This is a genomic window from Klebsiella sp. WOUb02 (genome assembly GCF_050058015.1).
In the GTDB taxonomy this organism is placed as follows: Bacteria; Pseudomonadota; Gammaproteobacteria; order Enterobacterales; family Enterobacteriaceae; genus Klebsiella.
The window spans coordinates 3,293,222-3,309,275 of sequence record NZ_CP170110.1 but is presented as its reverse complement, the minus strand read 5'-3'; the positions used below and the strand labels follow the sequence as shown (position 1 = coordinate 3,309,275).

Sequence of the window (16,054 nt, the reverse complement as noted above, 5' to 3'; positions counted from 1 at the left end):
TCATCACGTTTCCGGATTCATCCGTTGCTGGCGCGAGTCTTACAGGCTCTGCCGGTGGCGTGCATGGTAGTGATTGTGAATTTTTTCCTGCTGAAAACAGTGCCAGGCGATCTGGCGGATGTTATCGCCGGGGAAGCGGGGGCGGCGACGCCGGAGTTTATGGCGCAGCTGCGAAGCCAGTTTGGCAGTGACCAGCCGTTGATGACGCAGTTTTTCTCTTATGTGGGAAATGTTCTGCGTTTTGATCTTGGCTGGTCATTTCGTTACAGCGAATCGGTGTCGCAACTTATCCTTGAACGGCTGTCATCTACCTTGCTGCTGATGGGGGTGTCGCTGGCTATTGCTGTTGTGCTTGGTACGCTGCTTGGCGTGATTGCCGCAGTAACCCGAAAACCTGCCGTTGAACGTGTTATTGGTCTTATCGCCACCCTGGGTTTTGCCATGCCGGTGTTCTGGCTTGGTCTTATGGTCGTGGTGGTGTTTACCGTCAAGCTGGGCTGGCTGCCTTCCAGCGGCGCCAGCACGATGGGTTCAGATTTCACCGGACTTGAGCACGTCTGGGATGTGACGCGCCATCTGCTTATGCCCGCTGGTTGTCTCGCTTTCAGCTATCTTGCGCTTTATATCCGCCTGATGCAGGAGTCGGTGCGCAGTTTTGCACGGCAAGATTTTATTCGTACCGCACGGGCTAAGGGGTGCAGCCGTTTTCGTCTGATCTGGCGTCATATCGTTCCCAACGCCTTATTACCGGTGGTGACGCTAACCGGCCTGCAATTTGGCGCAATGTTAAGCGGCTCCGTCACTATTGAAACGGTATTTGCCTGGCCGGGCCTGGGCCAGCTGGCGCTATCTGCGGTTTCGACGCGCGACGTGAATTTGCTGTTGGGTATTTTGTTTGTCACCTCGCTGTTTGTGGTGGTGGTGAACCTGCTGACCGAGTTGATCCATGCCGCGCTCGATCCCCGTAGCCGCAGCGGGGGGCGCCTATGAGCCCCCTAAGCTTGCTAAAGTCTCCGGGCATAACCCACGCGGGCGGATGGTTTGGCGCGCTGGGGCTGTTGCTGGTTATCGCCATTGCTTTGCTGGCCCCCTGGATCACCAACGGCGATCCCACGGCGATGATTGCCCGTCCGTATCTCGCTCCAGGCCAGAATATGGCGCATCTGCTCGGTACAGACACGCTGGGTCGCGATATCTGGAGCGGCATTGCCTGGGGAGCGCGTCTATCGCTCTCTGTCGGGCTTGCCGCAGGGTTACTGACTGCGCTGATGGGGTTACTGGTCGGTACTTTTGCCGGTTTTTATGGCGGCTGGGTTGATAACCAGTTAATGCGCATTACCGAACTGTTCCAGATTATGCCTTCACTGCTGTTCACCCTGGTGCTGGTGTTGATCCTCGGGCCGACCCTGTCGACGATTACCCTCGGCATCGCTGCGACCTCATGGCCTAACGTGGCGCGTATCGCCCGTGGCGAAGCGCGTCGTCTGCGTAACCTTGATTTTGTGCAGGCGGGCAAGGTGATGGGGATGCGTAACAGCCACATTCTGCTGGTGCACATTCTTCCTAACGTACTTATTCCGGTGGTAGCGATGCTGGCGATGCTGGTTGGTCATGCCATTCTGACCGAAGCCGCGCTGGCGTTTCTCGGAATGGGCGATCCCAACGTTGTCTCCTGGGGCAGCATGATCGGCCAGGGAAGAGATGTGTTGCGCAGCGCCGTCTATATCTCCGCCATTCCGGGTACCGCCATCTTCTTTACCGTAGCCTCACTCAGTCTGCTGGGCCGGGCTATCAACGACGTTATTAATCCACAACGAGGGAGATTGCAATAATGGCGCTGCTGGAGGTGGAAAACCTCACCATTACTTATCGCGAGCAGAGCCAGCCCGCGGTAAAACGGCTGAGTTTTTCGATTGAAACCGGCGAGACGCTGGCGCTGGTCGGCGAATCGGGTAGCGGTAAAACGACCACCGGCTATGCGCTGCTTGGGCTATTACCCGCAGAGGCAAACATCACCGCAGACCGGTTCTGTTTCGAAGGGCAAGATCTTCGCTATCTCAGTGAGGATGGCTTGCGCAATTTACGCGGTGGGCGCATCGGCATGGTTTTTCAGGACGCGCTCTCTGCGCTCAATCCGCTGATGACGGTAGGAAGTCAAATCGCGGAAGCGGTCCGGCTTCATCATCGGGTGGGGCGTAAAGAAGCAAAAGCGCGCGCGTTGGCGCTGCTGCATAAGGTGCGGATTCCGCTAGCCGAACAGCGTTATGCCAGTTATCCACATCAGCTATCCGGCGGCATGCGTCAGCGCGTGGTCATCGCGATGGCGTTGGCAGGTAACCCGGTGTTGCTTATTGCCGATGAGCCAACCACGGCGCTGGATGTCACTATTCAGGCTCAAATCATCCGGCTGCTTGTCGCTCTACAACAGGAAACTGGCACCGCCATTTTGCTGATTACTCATGACCTGGGCGTGGTGGCTGAACTGGCCGACCGGGTGGCGATACTGCGCAATGGCGAATGCCTGGAAACTCAGCCCGCCGGGCTGCTCTATCATCAGCCGCAGCATGCCTATACCCGACAATTGATGAATGCACGTCCTCTGGCGGAGGGGAAGCTATGAGCAGCCATTTACTGGATGTACGACAATTGACCGTGCGTTATGCCACGCCATCCGGCAGCTTTACCGCCGTTGATGACGTCAGTTTTCATATTGACGAGGGTGAAGTGCTGGCCCTGATTGGCGAGTCAGGCTGCGGTAAAACCTCGTTGGGTAAAGCGCTTGTGGGGTTACAGCCGGTGCAGAATGGCAATATTCACTTTCGCGAAACCAATCTGGCAACCTTGTCGGCGCGGAAATTGCGTCCGCTACGTCGGGCGATCCAGATGGTATTTCAGGACCCGCTTTCTGCCCTCGATCCACGCCAGCGCGCCAGAAAAGCCATTGAACTGCCGCTCAGTCTGCATAGCTGTTTGTCGCGCCAGGCGCGGCGTGAAAAAGCCGCGCAGCTGTTCAACGATGTGGGGCTGGACCGCTCATTGATGGACAGATTCCCGCATCAGCTTTCCGGCGGGCAACGTCAGCGGCTGAACATTGCCCGCGCGCTGGCGCCGCAGCCGCAGCTTATCGTCTGCGACGAACCGGTTTCGGCGCTGGATGTCAGCCTGCAAAAGCAGATTGTCGATCTGTTACAGGCATTGCAGCAGCGTACCGGCGTCTCCATTCTGTTTATCAGCCATGATTTGTCGGTTGTGGCCAGCATCGCCTCGCGTATCGCCGTGATGTATGCCGGACATATTGTCGAGATCCTTCCCGGTGCTCAGCTATGGAGCCACGCCGCGCACCCCTATACCCGGTTGTTACTCAGCACTATTCCCGGCGCCAGCCCGGACCAGAGGCGGTTGCGACAGGCTCCTCCGGATGAAGAACCTCCCGTCAATCCTTACGAACTCAGCGAAGGTTGTCGCTTTCAGCAACGGTGCGCTTATGTACAGGCAGATTGCCGCAAGCGATCGCCTTCACTGGCAGAGCATGGCATGGGGCACCAGCTTGCCTGTCACCATCCGTATATCCCTTCAGAGCAGACGCTAATCATCAGGAGAGCCGTATCATGACGAATTTACATTCAGCGCCGGACGCTGAAGTTCTGCTTATCGCCACGCGCGAACTTTCAACTCGGCTGGCGCAGCAGGCAGCCGCCCGTGATGCCGGGCGCATCATGCCATTTGACGTATTCGCGCAGATGCGTCAATTGCGTCTCGGAGCGCTGCGAGTTCCGATATCAGCAGGTGGCGCAGGGGGAAGCTGGTGCGATGTGGTACAGCAATATCTGGCGCTGGCTCGCGGTGACGCCAGCGTGGCGCAGGCCTTTCTCGGACATGTGGTGTTTGTTGAGCGCTTGCTATTGATGGGCACAGAAGCGCAGAAAAAAAATTTTTTATCACTGGCAGCGGCAGGTTATCTGTTTAGCGGCGCAGAGGCTGAGCGCGGCGGGCAGTTCCGCGGCGAACTGCAAACGCGGCTTACCACGGAAGGCGACTATTTCCGTTTAAACGGCGTCAAACATTACAGCACCGGGGCGCTGTTTGGCGACTGGCTGAAGATCCGCTGTCTGGATGAGCATGGCCAGATGGTTTCCGCCATCGTTCCGGCCAACAGGCCTGGCATTATCCGGCATGATGACTGGAACGGGATGGGGCAACGTTGCAGCGCCAGCGGCACCACGGAACTGCACAATGTCCGTGTCGAACCTGCGGAAATCCTTGTTATGGAGCCGTGGCGCACGCAACGCCATCATGCCGGGGCGGCGGCACAGATCGTCCATTGTGCCATCGACGCCGGTATCGCCCAGGCGGCGCTGGATGATGCGCTCGATTTTGCCCGCCAGCATGTGCGGCCGGTGAAAGAGAGCGGCGTGAGCAGCGGCAATGAAGATCCCTATCTGCTACACATCGTCGGGGAGATGTCGGCACACTGCCGGGCGGCAGAGGCGCTGGTACTCAGTGCGGCCACGCAGTTGGAAACGGCGGCAAAGGCTCGTTTTAGTCGGCAGGCGGTTGATGTCTGTGAACAACTGGCGGCTCAGGCGTCACTGGCGGTGGCCGAAGCCAAAACCGTATCAACGCGAGCTTCGCTTGCGGTATCCCAGTGGTTGTTCGACATCGGCGGCGCTTCGGCGACTGTGCGTACGCGCAACCTCGACCGTCACTGGCGCAACGCTCGTACCCATACCACACACGATCCGCTGGCGTATAAATATCGCACGCTGGGGGATTTTTACGTCAATGGTGAATTACCGCCGCTGACCTTCTCTTACTAACACTAACTTAATAAATAAGCTCAGGAGGTTGCATGAAATCTTCGGATTCGTTGCATATCAGCCGTCGTCGTCTGCTGGAGATGATGGCCATCAGTGGCGGGGCGCTGGCTGCTTCCGGTTTCCTTCCGTCGGCCATTGCGGCGCAGGTCGCCAGTCAGGCATCCGGCGAAGGCGTGGTAAAAGGAGGAACCCTGTTCGCCAACGTGACGCCAGAACCAGCAGGGCTGGTGGCCGGGATCAATATTTCCAGCCCGGCGGTGGTGGTCTCCTCCAGCATCTTTGATGGACTGGTGACTTATGACAAAGATTATAAGCCACAGCCGCAGGCTGGCCGAGTCGTGGGAACAGTCAGAGGATGGCAAATCGATCACCTTCCATCTGCGCAAAGGCGTGAAGTGGCACGATGGTCATCCGTTTACCTCGGCGGATGTGGAGTGGTCAATTCTGAATGTGGTGAAGAAAACACACCCGCGCGGCGCGTCGAACTTCGCCAAAGTGACTTCAGTTGAAACCCCGGACGACCATACCGTGATCCTGCGCCTCACAGGCCCGGCACCGGTTCTCTGGTCCGTATTGTTTGGTACGGAAACGCAGATTGTGCCAAAGCATCTGTATGAGGGCATCAATCCGCTTACCAACCCGTGGAATGTAAAACCCGTTGGCACCGGGGCGTTTAAGTTTAAAGAGTGGGTGCGCGGCAGCCATATTGTGCTTGAGCGTAATGATGATTACTGGGATACCGGTAAACCCTATCTGGACCGCATTATCTTCAAAATGTTGCCGGATGCTGGCGCGCGCAGCGTGGCGCTGGAAAGTAATGATATTCAGTTTGCCGCCAATAACCCGGTGGCGGAAAGCGATGTCGCCCGCCTTGCCGCTAACCCCGATCTGGTGCTGGACACCGAAGGGTGGCAAGTTCCAGCGCCGATCTTCTTTTTCGATTTCAACTTCAGACGAAAGCCTTTCCAGGATGTGCGGGTGCGTAAGGCGTTTGCCCATGCTATCGACAGAAAAGGGCTGGCAGAAATTGTCTGGTACGGACTGGCTAATGTGGCTGAAAGCTGCGTGCCGAGCTTCCAGAAGCAGTTTTTCAAACCCGGTTTACCGCAGCATGAATTTTCACCGGAAAAAGCGGAGCAACTGCTGGATGAAGCAGGCCTGAAACGTGGGCCGGACGGCGTGCGTTTGCGTATTAACCATATTACTGAAGTCTCTTATGGACAGGTTTATCTGCGCGCTGCGGAGTATATGCAGCAGCAGCTTAAGCGCGTCGGTATTGAGATTGAGCTGGTTAACCTTGAACTGGCGGCGATGATCCGGCGGGTGTTTGGCGAATATGATTTTGATACCTTCTCTCAGTGGTACTCCGCGTATCCCGATCCGCAAATTGGCGTCACCCGCCGTTTCTGGAGCCAGAACATCAAACCCGGTACTCCCTCCAGCAATGAGTCGGGCTACAACAACCCGGAGATGGATCGCATCATCGAAGGCATTCAGCAGGAAGGGGATGTGGAGAAGCGTAAGCAATACATCTGGCAGATGCAGGAATTGGTGCAGTCCGACGTCGCCTCCGTCAATCTGCTGGAATTGAAGTTCTTCGGTTTCTATTCGAAGCAACTTCAGGGGCTACGTAAAGGGCCGATGCTGTTTTACTCCACTCTTGCCGATGCCTGGCTGGAGAAAAAATCGTGAGTGCCCACGGGTTAACTCCGCAAAAGTTGCTGGACAGCGCGCTGATGCTTGGCCGACAGCTTGCGGATGAATCGGCAGAGTACGATCGGCTAGGGAAAGCGAATTTTTCCGCGTTCGCCCGTGTTCGCGATCTGCGTCTGGGCGCGTTGCGCGTGCCTGTTGAGTACGGTGGCGCAGGCGGCACGGTGCCAGATCTCGTACGGCTGGTAGCGGCGCTGGCGAAGGGCGATCCCTCCGTTGCACAGGCGCTACTGCCGCATTTCGTGTTTGTTGAACGTACCCGTCTGATGGCGACCCCTGCGCAATGCGATCTGTTTCTGCCAAAACTCGCGCAGGGAATATTAGTCGGCGGCGCCTCCGCGGAACTGGGCGGCCAGTTCCGCGGAGAGGTACGTACCCGCTTAATCCGCAGCGCAGAGGCTTACCGCCTGTCCGGGGAAAAACATTACAGCACCGGTGCGCTGATGGGGCAGTTGCTGAAAGTGCTGGCACTGGATGAGAACAATGAGTACGTGCTGGTGGTGATCCCAGCCGATCGTGATGGTGTGATCCTGCATGATGACTGGTCCGGCATGGGGCAACGCGGCACGCTCAGCGGGCGCACTGAACTTCATGATATCCGGGTCGAAGAGCATGAGATTATGCGCGTTCATCTCTGGCAACAGCAGCGGCACCATACAGGGTCAGCATCGCAAATTATCCATTGCGCTATTGAGGTCGGTATTGCTCAGGCGGCGCTTGCCGATGCAGCTAACTGGGCGCGCAGTAAGGTACGCTCGGTGAAAGAGAGCGGACAGCCGCAGGGCAATAAAGATCCCTATCTGTTGCATAAGGTGGGTGAGATCGCGGCGCGTACGCATAGTGCAGAAGCGCTGGTTTTGTTGGCCGCGGAACAGATTGAATGTGCGGCGAGGGCGCGTTTTTCCGGCGCAGCGGCAGAGGAGATTGAGCAACTTGCCATTGATGCCGCAGTGATCACCGCCGAAGCGAAGGCCATCGCCAATGAATCTGCGCTGTTTGCCAGCCAGGTGATGTTTGATGTCGGCGGCGCCTCGATGACGCTACGCCAGTATGGATTTGATCGTCACTGGCGTAATGCACGTACTCACACCACCCACGATCCCGTTGCCTGGAAATATCGCGCCATCGGCAACTACCGCGTTAACCATCATCCGCCTCCGGTAAGCTACCTGTATTAAAGGATCCACAATGATCGCAGAAATTAATGTCGCCTGTCTGGAACAATGGCTGGGCGACGGCCAGGAACTGGCCGTTTTTGATGTACGTGAACATGGCGAATATGGCGAAGGGCATTTGTTTTTTGCCGTACCTTTGCCTTATAGCCGACTTGAACTGGATATTACCCGGCTGGCTCCCAGCCGCCGTGCGCGGATCGTGGTGTATGACGATGGCAAAAAAAGTGTGGCAGCTGCGGCAGTTCGTCGTTTAATCGCGATTGGCTATCAGCGGGTGTATTTGTTGTCTGGCGGAACCCTGGCCTGGTCACAGGCAGGCTACAGCCTGTTTGAAGGGGTAAATGTACCCTCAAAAACCTTTGGCGAGCAGGTGGAAGCCATCCGGCACACCCCGGCGATATCCGCCGATGCACTACATTCGCACATTAATAGCGGTAAACCGTTATTGATTCTGGACGGGCGGCCTTTCGCTGAATACCAGAGAATGAGTATTCCGGGCAGCGTTTGTTGCCCGAACGGTGAGTTGAGCGTACGCATCGGGAATCTCATCCGTGATGACAGTACGCCAGTGGTGGTCAATTGCGCCGGGCGTACCCGCAGTATTATTGGCGCACAATCGCTAATCGATTTAGGCGTCAAAAATCCGGTATATGCTCTGGAGAATGGCACGCAAGGGTGGATGCTGGCGGACTATCAACTTGAACATCAGCAAAATCGGCATTATGCGGATGAGACCGACGTTACCGATGAGCGCGTTAACCGCGCCAGAATACTGGCGGAAAGCGCAGGCGCAAGCTGGGTTTCCCCTGAAGAGGTTAAGACGTGGATTGTAGAGCAGCATACGGTTTACCTGCTGGATGTGCGCACTGAAGCAGAGTTTCTGGCCGGGACATTAGCGAGTGCTCAACATGCGCCAGGTGGTCAGTTACAACAGGCGACGGACCAGTTTGTTGGCGTGCGCAATGCCCGTCTTGTGTTGCTGGATTCAGAAAATGTACGAGCGCCAGTTACCGCCTACTGGTTACGGCAAATGGGGCATCAGGCCTTTATTCTGCAAGGCGGGATCGCGGCAGGCCTGCGCGAAAATGTTCAGCATATTGTGGAGACTCCCGTAGCGCCGGTGTTACCACTTATCAGTCCTGACCAGTTACAAGCAGGGCTATTGGGCGAGCGGCCGCTAAGAGTATGGGATATTCGCAGTAGCCAGAGCTATCGTGAAGGCCACATCCCCGGCAGCGAATGGGTGACACGCTCGCATGTGATTGATGTGGATGCCAGTGATGTGGTGCTCGTCAGTGATGATCCGCAACAGGCAGCCTGGTTTGCCGTTGATCATCCGGTCCGTGGGCTATTGGTTGGGGGAGTCACCGCATGGCAGGCTGCGGGCGGGTTTGTGACGGTGACACAGGACTTCCCGCCGGATGCCGAGCGTATCGATTATCTGTTTTTTACTCACGATCGCCATAAGGGTAACAAAGCCGCCGCACGGCAATATCTGGCATGGGAGCAGGGATTATGGCAACGGCTGCATCCATCAGAAAAAAGTGTATTTAAGCCGGTGAGTAAGCGCCCCGGCAACGACGTCTGTCGACGTACCTTTAATCCGGTGATGATAGAGTCCACTTAATTTTTAAATGGACTCTATCACAAATGACCCAACCGACAGTCCCACGCCAGCGGGCTACCTACTCCATGCCGTTCAAACTCGACCTGGTTCAGCGATCACTGCAACCCGGTGCCTGCGTGGCACGGCTTGCCCGCCAGAACGGGATTAATGACAACCTGCTGTTCACCTGGCGTCAGCGCTATCGTCATCTGGTTGATGAGCCATCTGATACACCCCCAGCACCGGCCATTATCAGTGACGATATCGTTCCTGTTGTGACCACCGAATACTCACGACCCGCGCTGCCCGAGCTCCCGGCAGCATCAGCGCAAAGCCTGCCACCGGATGCCGGGCAATGCTGTGAGGTCAGTATCGGCCGTGCACGCCTGAAGCTGTCCGGCAACCTCACCCCGGCCATGCTGTCGGCTCTGGTTCGCGAACTGAAGAGAGGTGGCTGATGATATCCCTTCCTGCGGGTTCCCGCATCTGGCTGGTGACGGGCGTTACCGACATGAGAAACGGCTTCAACGGCCTGGCCTCCCGCGTGCAGAATGTCCTCAACGAGGACCCATTCAGCGGCCACCTGTTCATCTTCCGGGGGCGCCGTGGTGATATGGTAAAGCTACTGTGGTCCGATGAGGATGGTCTGTGCCTGTTCATCAAACGTCTTGAGCGTGGACACTTCGTCTGGCCCGCTGTCAGCGACGGGAAGATCCATCTGACCCCGGCGCAACTGGCTATGCTGCTGGAAGGCCTCAACTGGAAACATCCACAGTCATCACAACGTCCTGGCCTGCGGGTGTAACCTGTTGTAATGTCGGGTGTATGAAAAATGAACTCCCTGACGATATCGACCAGTTAAAAGCCATGCTGCGTAAACAGCGGGCGATGCTGAACGACCAGCAGACCCGGTTGCGCCAGTATGCAGGCCAGGTGGCGGGTTATGAGCAGGAAATCAACCGCCTGAAAGCACAGCTGGATAAACTACGGCGAATGCTGTTCGGTCAGAGTTCGGAAAAGAGCCGTAATAAGCTGGAAAACAAAATCCGCCAGGCAGAGAAACGGTTGTCAGAGCTGGAAAGCCGACTGGAGGCGGCAAAAACCTGCCTGAATGGCAACGAGCCGGTACCGGATATACCAGCAGATAGTGTTGTCGTGTCGCAAACGACGCCAGAAAAACCCACCCGCCACACCGCCCGAAAACCGCTGCCAGCCGACCTGCCTCGGGAAACACAGACCTTACTGCCAGCGACCAGCGTCTGCCTGTCATGTGGTGGAGAGCTGAAGGTGATGGGAGAAACTCTCTCTGAGCAACTGGAGATCATCAAAACCGCCTTTAAAATCATCGAAACGGTCCGACCGAAGCTGGCGTGCAGCCGGTGCGACGTTATCGTGCAGGCCCCGCTCCCGGCAAAGCCGGTAGAAGGCAGTCGTGTGGGCAGCAGCCTGCTGGCCCGCATCCTGGTCGGAAAATATGTGGAGCATACGCCGCTGTACCGGCAGACAGAAATCTACGCCCGTCATGGACTGGCGCTGAGCCGTAACACGATGGTCCGCTGGGTCGCGATGATGGGCAACCGGCTTCGTCCGCTGCATGAGGCGCTCAACCAGTACGTTATGCAGGCTGGCAAGGTGCACACTGATGACACGCCGGTCAGGGTGCTGGAGCCCGGGAGTGGTAAAACGCGAACCGGTCGGCTGTGGGTCTACGTCCGGGATGACCGTAACGCCGGGGTGCCAGAACCGCCGGCAGTCTGGTTCTCGTACTCAGCGGACCGTAAGGGGGAACATCCTCAGCGACATCTCTCAGGGTACAGAGGCGTGCTTCAGGCAGATGCGTACGGTGCTTACGACACGCTGTATGAGTCCGGGCACATCAGAGAAGCAGCGTGCATGGCGCATGCCAGAAGGAAAATCCACGATGAGCATGTTCGACGCCCGACAGAAATGACGAATGAAGCGCTGAACCGTATAGGTGCGTTGTATGCCATCGAGGCGGAAATACGCGGCAGCCCGGCCGGGAAACGGCTGCAGATAAGAAAAGCACGGTCGGTTCCGCTGATGACATCGCTGCACGAGTGGATAGAGGCGCAAATGACGACGCTGTCGGTTCACGCGGAGACGGCGAAGGCGTTCGCGTACATACTGAAACAGTGGCACGCCCTGAATGAGTACTGCCGTAACGGTCAGGTGGAAATCGACAATAACATCGGAGAAAACGCGCTGCGCGCGGTGGCGGTTGGCAGAAAGAACTACCTGTTCTTCGGCTCTGACAACGGGGGTGAGGCAGCAGCCATCATCTACAGCCTGCTTGGCACCTGCAAACTGAACGGTGTGGAGCCGGAAGGTTGGTTGTGCGAGGTGATAAGCAAGATCAACGACTGGCCTTCAAACCGGGTACATGAGCTGCTGCCCTGGAACCTATCCTCCGTAAAATAATCCTTACGCCACGTTCATTATGGGGCGCTTACGCCGGTGATGGGGGAAAAATAGTTTCAGGTGGCATTCGATTGACAGGCAAGTAAGGCAGGGCTTCGCAAAGCAGTTACGCTGTAGGGACATGGGGGAGCGGGGTGCTGACAGGGCTAGCACAGAACAGCTATGTCCCTACAGCGGAATAAAGAAAAATCGAACGCAGTTCGATGGAGAGTCCGGTTGCCCAGACACGCCCGGAGGTGGGCTGTTCCAGGCGGTTAATTAGGCGCATGGTGGTGGTTTTGCCGCAGCCGGAAGGGCCAATCAGGGCCGTGGTGGTTCCCTCTTCAAACGTGATGGAGAGATCGTCAAGCGCTTTACGCGGCGAACCGGGATAAATTTTGCTAATATTTTCCAGTTTAATCATTAGATTAGCCCTTTAACCAGGTCGATAAAACAGACGCTCCAGCAGGGCGAAAAGCGCTTCGATACCCACAGCGAGCAGAATAATTGGCACCGCGCCTACTAACAGGCGCGACATGTCCATGATGGCAATGCCGGTGGTGACAAAATCACCCAGACCGCCGCCGCCGATAAATGACGCCAGTGCCGCTCCGCCGACCACCTGTACGGCGGCGGTACGACAGCCGGCGAGGATACCGGGGGCCGCCAAAGGCAGCACGATTCTGCCTGTTACCTGCCAGGGGGTGAGCCCCATGCCGTGCGCCGCTGAGAGCGTATCCGGGTTAACGGACTGAATGCTGGTGCACGTGTTGAGCAAAATCGGCGGCACGGCCAGCACCACCAGCGCGACGACCGAGGGCAGCAGGCCAATGCCGAGAAACGGCATAACTGCCGCAAGGATCGCAAGGCTTGGGATCGTCCGCAGCGTGCTGGTGCCGCTGGTGATGATAAAGGCGAGGCGAGGGAGGTTTGCGATCAGCACACCCGTCGGGATCGCAATAATCAGGGCGATGCTGAGCGCAAGCCCACACATCGTCAGATGCTGCCACACCGCCTGCCAGAACAGCGGTTGGTTATCCAGCACCCATTGCCATGCCTGCGTTATCATTGGCTTCTCCCTTGTGAAATACGCCGCTGGAGCCGGACAAAAAACAGATCCGCGCCGATCGCCAGCAGTGACGTTAATCCGCCGCCGATAAATATTTTCTCCGGATAGCGCTGATCCAGCCCGGCGAGAATAATCGAGCCAAGCCCACCGGCGTTGATATATGCCGCGACCGTAGCGATGCCGATAAGCGTGGTGGTGGTAATGCGCAGGCCGGTGATGATGAACGGTAGCGCCAGCGGCAGCTCCACCTCGCGCAGATTGCGCCAGGTGCCGTACCCCATTCCCCGCGCTGCTTCGCGGACGTCCAGCGGAACAGCGTGAAAACCGGCAGCAATATTGCGGGTGAGGATCATCAGCGCATAGGCCGTCAATCCGACGATAGCCGGCAGCATGCCGATGCCGAGCCACGGAATGAGCAGGGCGAATAGCGCCAGCCCAGGAATGGAAAAAATCATGCCGGTTACCGTCATCACCAGCGCGTACAGCCGCGGGCGGCGGGCGGTGGTAATGCCGAGAAACAGCGAAATAACGAACGCCATCAGCATCGCGGCGCCGACCAGTACCAGGTGCTGCCAGAGCGCCAGTAGAATGTCGTCATAGTGTCGTGTCGCCCAGCGCATCAGGATGTCTCCAGCAATACGGCCTGGCTTGCAAGCCATTCCGGCTGCATTATCGCGTCGGCCAGAATGGAAATGTCGCCAGCGCTGGCGCGGTCTTCATCCAGCGGCGCCACCCGGGCGCGGATTTTGTCATGTAGCGCCGCTGCATAGCGCCCGGGCTGCGGGGCCTCCTGAAGATCCAGCGCCTGCGCAGCCACCAAAAGTTCAATTGCTACCAGATAGCGTAGGCTTTCCATGAGTCGCGTGGTTTTGGCTACGATGCCCATTGCCTGCGAGGCGTAATCTTCAACCCGATCGGCCACCGGTATTGTCAGTGGGGAGAGCGGCTGGGCATGGTGCGCGATATCGCTGACCAGTGCGGAAACCGTTTTTTGCAGCGTGGCGAAACCTGTCTGCCCGGTGTGGCGGGTGAGAAAACGCGGCAGGCCGCTGGCGGCGGGCGACATCAGTTTCATGATGCGTTCACCGCTGCACGTGGCATGGCGGGCGAGGGCCAGCCCGAGGCTTTCCAGCGCCAGCGCCAGATGCGTGACGTCAAAATTGGCATTTGCCAGCACCAGTTCCGGCTCTGCCAGCAGGCCGGGGTTGTCGTCGGCGCTGTTGAGTTCCAGTTCGACCGCCGCGCGCGCATTTAGCCAGGCGTGGCGCACGCAGGCCAGCACCGGTGCGACGCAGCGGAAGCTGAGCGGATCCTGCAAGGCGCGTGTGCCGTCGGGCTGGAGCAGCGGGCTGCCATCCAGAAGCGACAGCAGCCAGGCGGCGGTTTCTGCCTGCTGCGGCGCAGGGCGCATTCGCGCCGCCCAGGGCGTTAGCGGCGTAACGTTGGCGCGAAACGATTCAAACGAGAGCGCTATGGCACCCGCGTGAGCGTTTATTAACCGGGCTATATCCAGCAGAAGCAGCGCACCGAGGCCGACGCTTGCGGCATTGGATGAGACAAGCGCCAGCCCGTCTTTTCCGCGCAGCGGTGCAGGCGCCACTCCAGTCTGGTTCAGCAATGTGGAGACCGATTCCACCGAGCCCCGATATTCGGCCTCGCCATCGGCAACGAGCGCACGGCCGATATGCGCCAGCGGCGCGAGATCCGCTTCGCCGATCGAACCGATAAGCGGAACTCGGGGATGAATACCTTCGTTGAGAAAGGCCAGCAACGTCTGCACCACGGGCAAAGAAATGCCCGATGCGCCCTGTGCCAGGCCCGCAAGACGCGCCAGCATTATCGCGCGGACCTGTGCAGGCGTTGCCTGCGGCCCTACGCCCACTGCCCGCGCCAGCGGGATTCGCCGCTGAATTGCCTGCAGCAGATCCTCATCGTGGCGGCCGCCCTGCGCGTGCAGTACCGTGGTATCGACATTTGCGCCGAGTCCGGTGGTGACGCCATAGATACGCTTTCCGGCGCTGATGCTGCGTATCAGAAAATCAAAAGATGCGCCAATGGCCTGCTGCGCCTGCGTTCCCAGCGCGACAGTCTGGCCGCAGTCGGCGACTGCCCGCACGTCTTCAAGCGTGAGCGGTACATCACCCAGCATAAGTGTCGTTGTCACGATCGTACCCTATTTGATTAGGCCCTTTTTGCGCAAAAAGTCTTCCGCCACATCGCTCGGTTCTTCTTTATTCTTTTCCACTTCCGCATTCAGTTTTTGCATGGTGGCGTTATCAAGCAGTTGGCTGACGTTATTTAAAATGTCGCGAACCTGGGGATGCGCCTGCAGTGCCGCGTTGCGCACAACCGGCGCAACTTCGTAAGGAGGGAAGAGGTGTTTGTCATCGTCAAGCGCAACGTACTGGTTTTCAGCGATTTGCCAGTCGGTGGCAAAGCCGTTTGCTACGTCGATTTGCCCGGCAGCAAGGGCGTCGTAACGCAGGCCGACTTTGGCAAACTGGCGGAAGGCTTTAAATTTAATGCCATAGGTTTGCTCCAGCCCTTTCAGACCGTCCTGGCGATCGCCAAACTCTGCGCCTGCCCCAATAGTCAGTTGCGGAGCGGCTTTAGCGAGATCGGAGAGCGTTTTCAGGTGGTATTTTTCTGCCGTCTGTTTGCTAACCAGCAGGCGTAGCCGTTGTTCACGCCGGCAGGCTGTAGCCAGGTAAGATGGTATTGCTGCTGGTAGGCGTCGCTGACCTGTTTAAATACCTGTGCGGCGTCGGAGGAGGGAGTGCCTTTCACCACCGCGCTGAGCGCCGTACCGGTATATTCCGGATACATATCAATTTCGCCTTTCAGCAGAGCCGCGTGGGCGATTAAGGTTCCGCCCAGGTTTGTTTTACGCTCAACGGAGAGGCCCGACTGCTCCAGCGCCCGGGCATAAATTTCCGCCAGGATATATTGTTCGGTAAAGTTTTTACTGCCAACAACGAAATCTGCTGCCTGCGCCTGCACGGTAATCAGACCCAGCGCCAGCCAGGATGCTGCCAGTTTGTTTTTTATGTTCATCCCCGGTATCTCCGAAAAAAAAGCATGAATTTACTTGTATATACAAACCAGCGAAGCTAGCAGCATAAGGATGAGGGATGAAATAGAAATTCATTCTTTCTTATAACGAAAATTGCAAAGCAAGCTCTGTTGATTCTCTCCTCGCTAAATAAGTACTCCAGATAGGCGTTTCAGGCAGCTGAGGGTTATTCCAGTTGTCTAT

15 protein-coding genes and 1 pseudogene are annotated in these 16,054 nt (G+C 57.4%); 11 read left to right on the top strand and 5 right to left on the bottom strand.

What is annotated here, in order from left to right:
* Positions 1 to 63 precede the first annotated feature (63 nt).
* The 11 genes from ABOC21_RS22995 to tnpC all read left to right on the top strand — a co-directional run bounded on the left by ABOC21_RS22995 (position 64) and on the right by tnpC (position 11,750).
* On the top strand, positions 64 to 990 hold the full coding sequence (locus ABOC21_RS22995) for an ABC transporter permease (RefSeq protein ID WP_426815566.1): 927 nt from the start codon (positions 64 to 66) through the stop codon (positions 988 to 990).
* Positions 987 to 1,832 (top strand): ABC transporter permease, encoded by an 846-nt coding sequence (locus ABOC21_RS22990; protein ID WP_375216068.1) that lies wholly within the window; start codon positions 987 to 989, stop codon positions 1,830 to 1,832. The genes ABOC21_RS22995 and ABOC21_RS22990 overlap by 4 nt, the downstream gene beginning before the upstream one ends.
* Positions 1,832 to 2,620: an ATP-binding cassette domain-containing protein gene (locus tag ABOC21_RS22985; RefSeq protein WP_375216067.1), complete on the top strand. Its 789-nt coding sequence runs from the start codon at positions 1,832 to 1,834 to the stop codon at positions 2,618 to 2,620. Before ABOC21_RS22990 ends, ABOC21_RS22985 begins: the two co-directional genes overlap by 1 nt.
* Positions 2,617 to 3,612, top strand: coding sequence for an ABC transporter ATP-binding protein (locus ABOC21_RS22980; protein ID WP_426813392.1), 996 nt, complete (start codon positions 2,617 to 2,619; stop codon positions 3,610 to 3,612). Before ABOC21_RS22985 ends, ABOC21_RS22980 begins: the two co-directional genes overlap by 4 nt.
* Positions 3,609 to 4,817, top strand: coding sequence for an acyl-CoA dehydrogenase family protein (locus ABOC21_RS22975; RefSeq protein ID WP_426813391.1), 1,209 nt, complete (start codon positions 3,609 to 3,611; stop codon positions 4,815 to 4,817). The genes ABOC21_RS22980 and ABOC21_RS22975 overlap by 4 nt, the downstream gene beginning before the upstream one ends.
* Positions 4,818 to 5,114: 297 nt before the next feature.
* A complete protein-coding gene (locus ABOC21_RS22970) occupies positions 5,115 to 6,509 on the top strand; it encodes an ABC transporter substrate-binding protein (protein WP_426813390.1) in 1,395 nt (464 codons plus the stop codon).
* Positions 6,506 to 7,708 carry an acyl-CoA dehydrogenase family protein gene (locus ABOC21_RS22965; protein WP_426813389.1) on the top strand — a complete coding sequence of 401 codons (1,203 nt, stop codon included), beginning with the start codon at positions 6,506 to 6,508 and terminating at the stop codon, positions 7,706 to 7,708. The genes ABOC21_RS22970 and ABOC21_RS22965 overlap by 4 nt, the downstream gene beginning before the upstream one ends.
* 10 nt (positions 7,709 to 7,718) lie before the next feature.
* Complete coding sequence (locus ABOC21_RS22960) at positions 7,719 to 9,332, top strand: rhodanese-like domain-containing protein (protein WP_426813388.1); 1,614 nt, start codon at positions 7,719 to 7,721, stop codon at positions 9,330 to 9,332.
* A 23-nt stretch (positions 9,333 to 9,355) separates the two neighbouring features.
* The gene (locus ABOC21_RS22955) at positions 9,356 to 9,769 is read left to right on the top strand and encodes a transposase (protein ID WP_426811791.1); all 414 of its coding nucleotides are present in this window, start codon (positions 9,356 to 9,358) and stop codon (positions 9,767 to 9,769) included.
* Positions 9,769 to 10,116, top strand: coding sequence for an IS66 family insertion sequence element accessory protein TnpB (gene tnpB / locus ABOC21_RS22950; protein ID WP_426811792.1), 348 nt, complete (start codon positions 9,769 to 9,771; stop codon positions 10,114 to 10,116). Before ABOC21_RS22955 ends, tnpB begins: the two co-directional genes overlap by 1 nt.
* 20 nt (positions 10,117 to 10,136) lie before the next feature.
* The gene (gene tnpC, locus ABOC21_RS22945; RefSeq protein WP_426811793.1) at positions 10,137 to 11,750 is read left to right on the top strand and encodes an IS66 family transposase; all 1,614 of its coding nucleotides are present in this window, start codon (positions 10,137 to 10,139) and stop codon (positions 11,748 to 11,750) included.
* A gap of 160 nt (positions 11,751 to 11,910) precedes the next feature.
* Here tnpC and ABOC21_RS22940 read toward each other — a convergent pair whose 3' ends face one another.
* From ABOC21_RS22940 to ABOC21_RS22920, 5 genes and pseudogenes are all read right to left on the bottom strand, one after another.
* Complete coding sequence (locus tag ABOC21_RS22940; RefSeq protein ID WP_426813387.1) at positions 11,911 to 12,153, bottom strand: ATP-binding cassette domain-containing protein; 243 nt, start codon at positions 12,151 to 12,153, stop codon at positions 11,911 to 11,913.
* 12 nt (positions 12,154 to 12,165) lie between these two features.
* A complete protein-coding gene (locus ABOC21_RS22935) occupies positions 12,166 to 12,798 on the bottom strand; it encodes an ABC transporter permease (RefSeq protein ID WP_331833680.1) in 633 nt (210 codons plus the stop codon).
* Complete coding sequence (locus ABOC21_RS22930; protein ID WP_426813386.1) at positions 12,795 to 13,418, bottom strand: ABC transporter permease; 624 nt, start codon at positions 13,416 to 13,418, stop codon at positions 12,795 to 12,797. The genes ABOC21_RS22935 and ABOC21_RS22930 overlap by 4 nt, the downstream gene beginning before the upstream one ends.
* On the bottom strand, positions 13,418 to 14,962 hold the full coding sequence (locus tag ABOC21_RS22925) for an HAL/PAL/TAL family ammonia-lyase (RefSeq protein WP_426813385.1): 1,545 nt from the start codon (positions 14,960 to 14,962) through the stop codon (positions 13,418 to 13,420). Before ABOC21_RS22925 ends, ABOC21_RS22930 begins: the two co-directional genes overlap by 1 nt.
* Positions 14,963 to 14,971: 9 nt before the next feature.
* Positions 14,972 to 15,852: pseudogene (locus tag ABOC21_RS22920) on the bottom strand (glycine betaine ABC transporter substrate-binding protein).
* Positions 15,853 to 16,054: the final 202 nt, after the last annotated feature.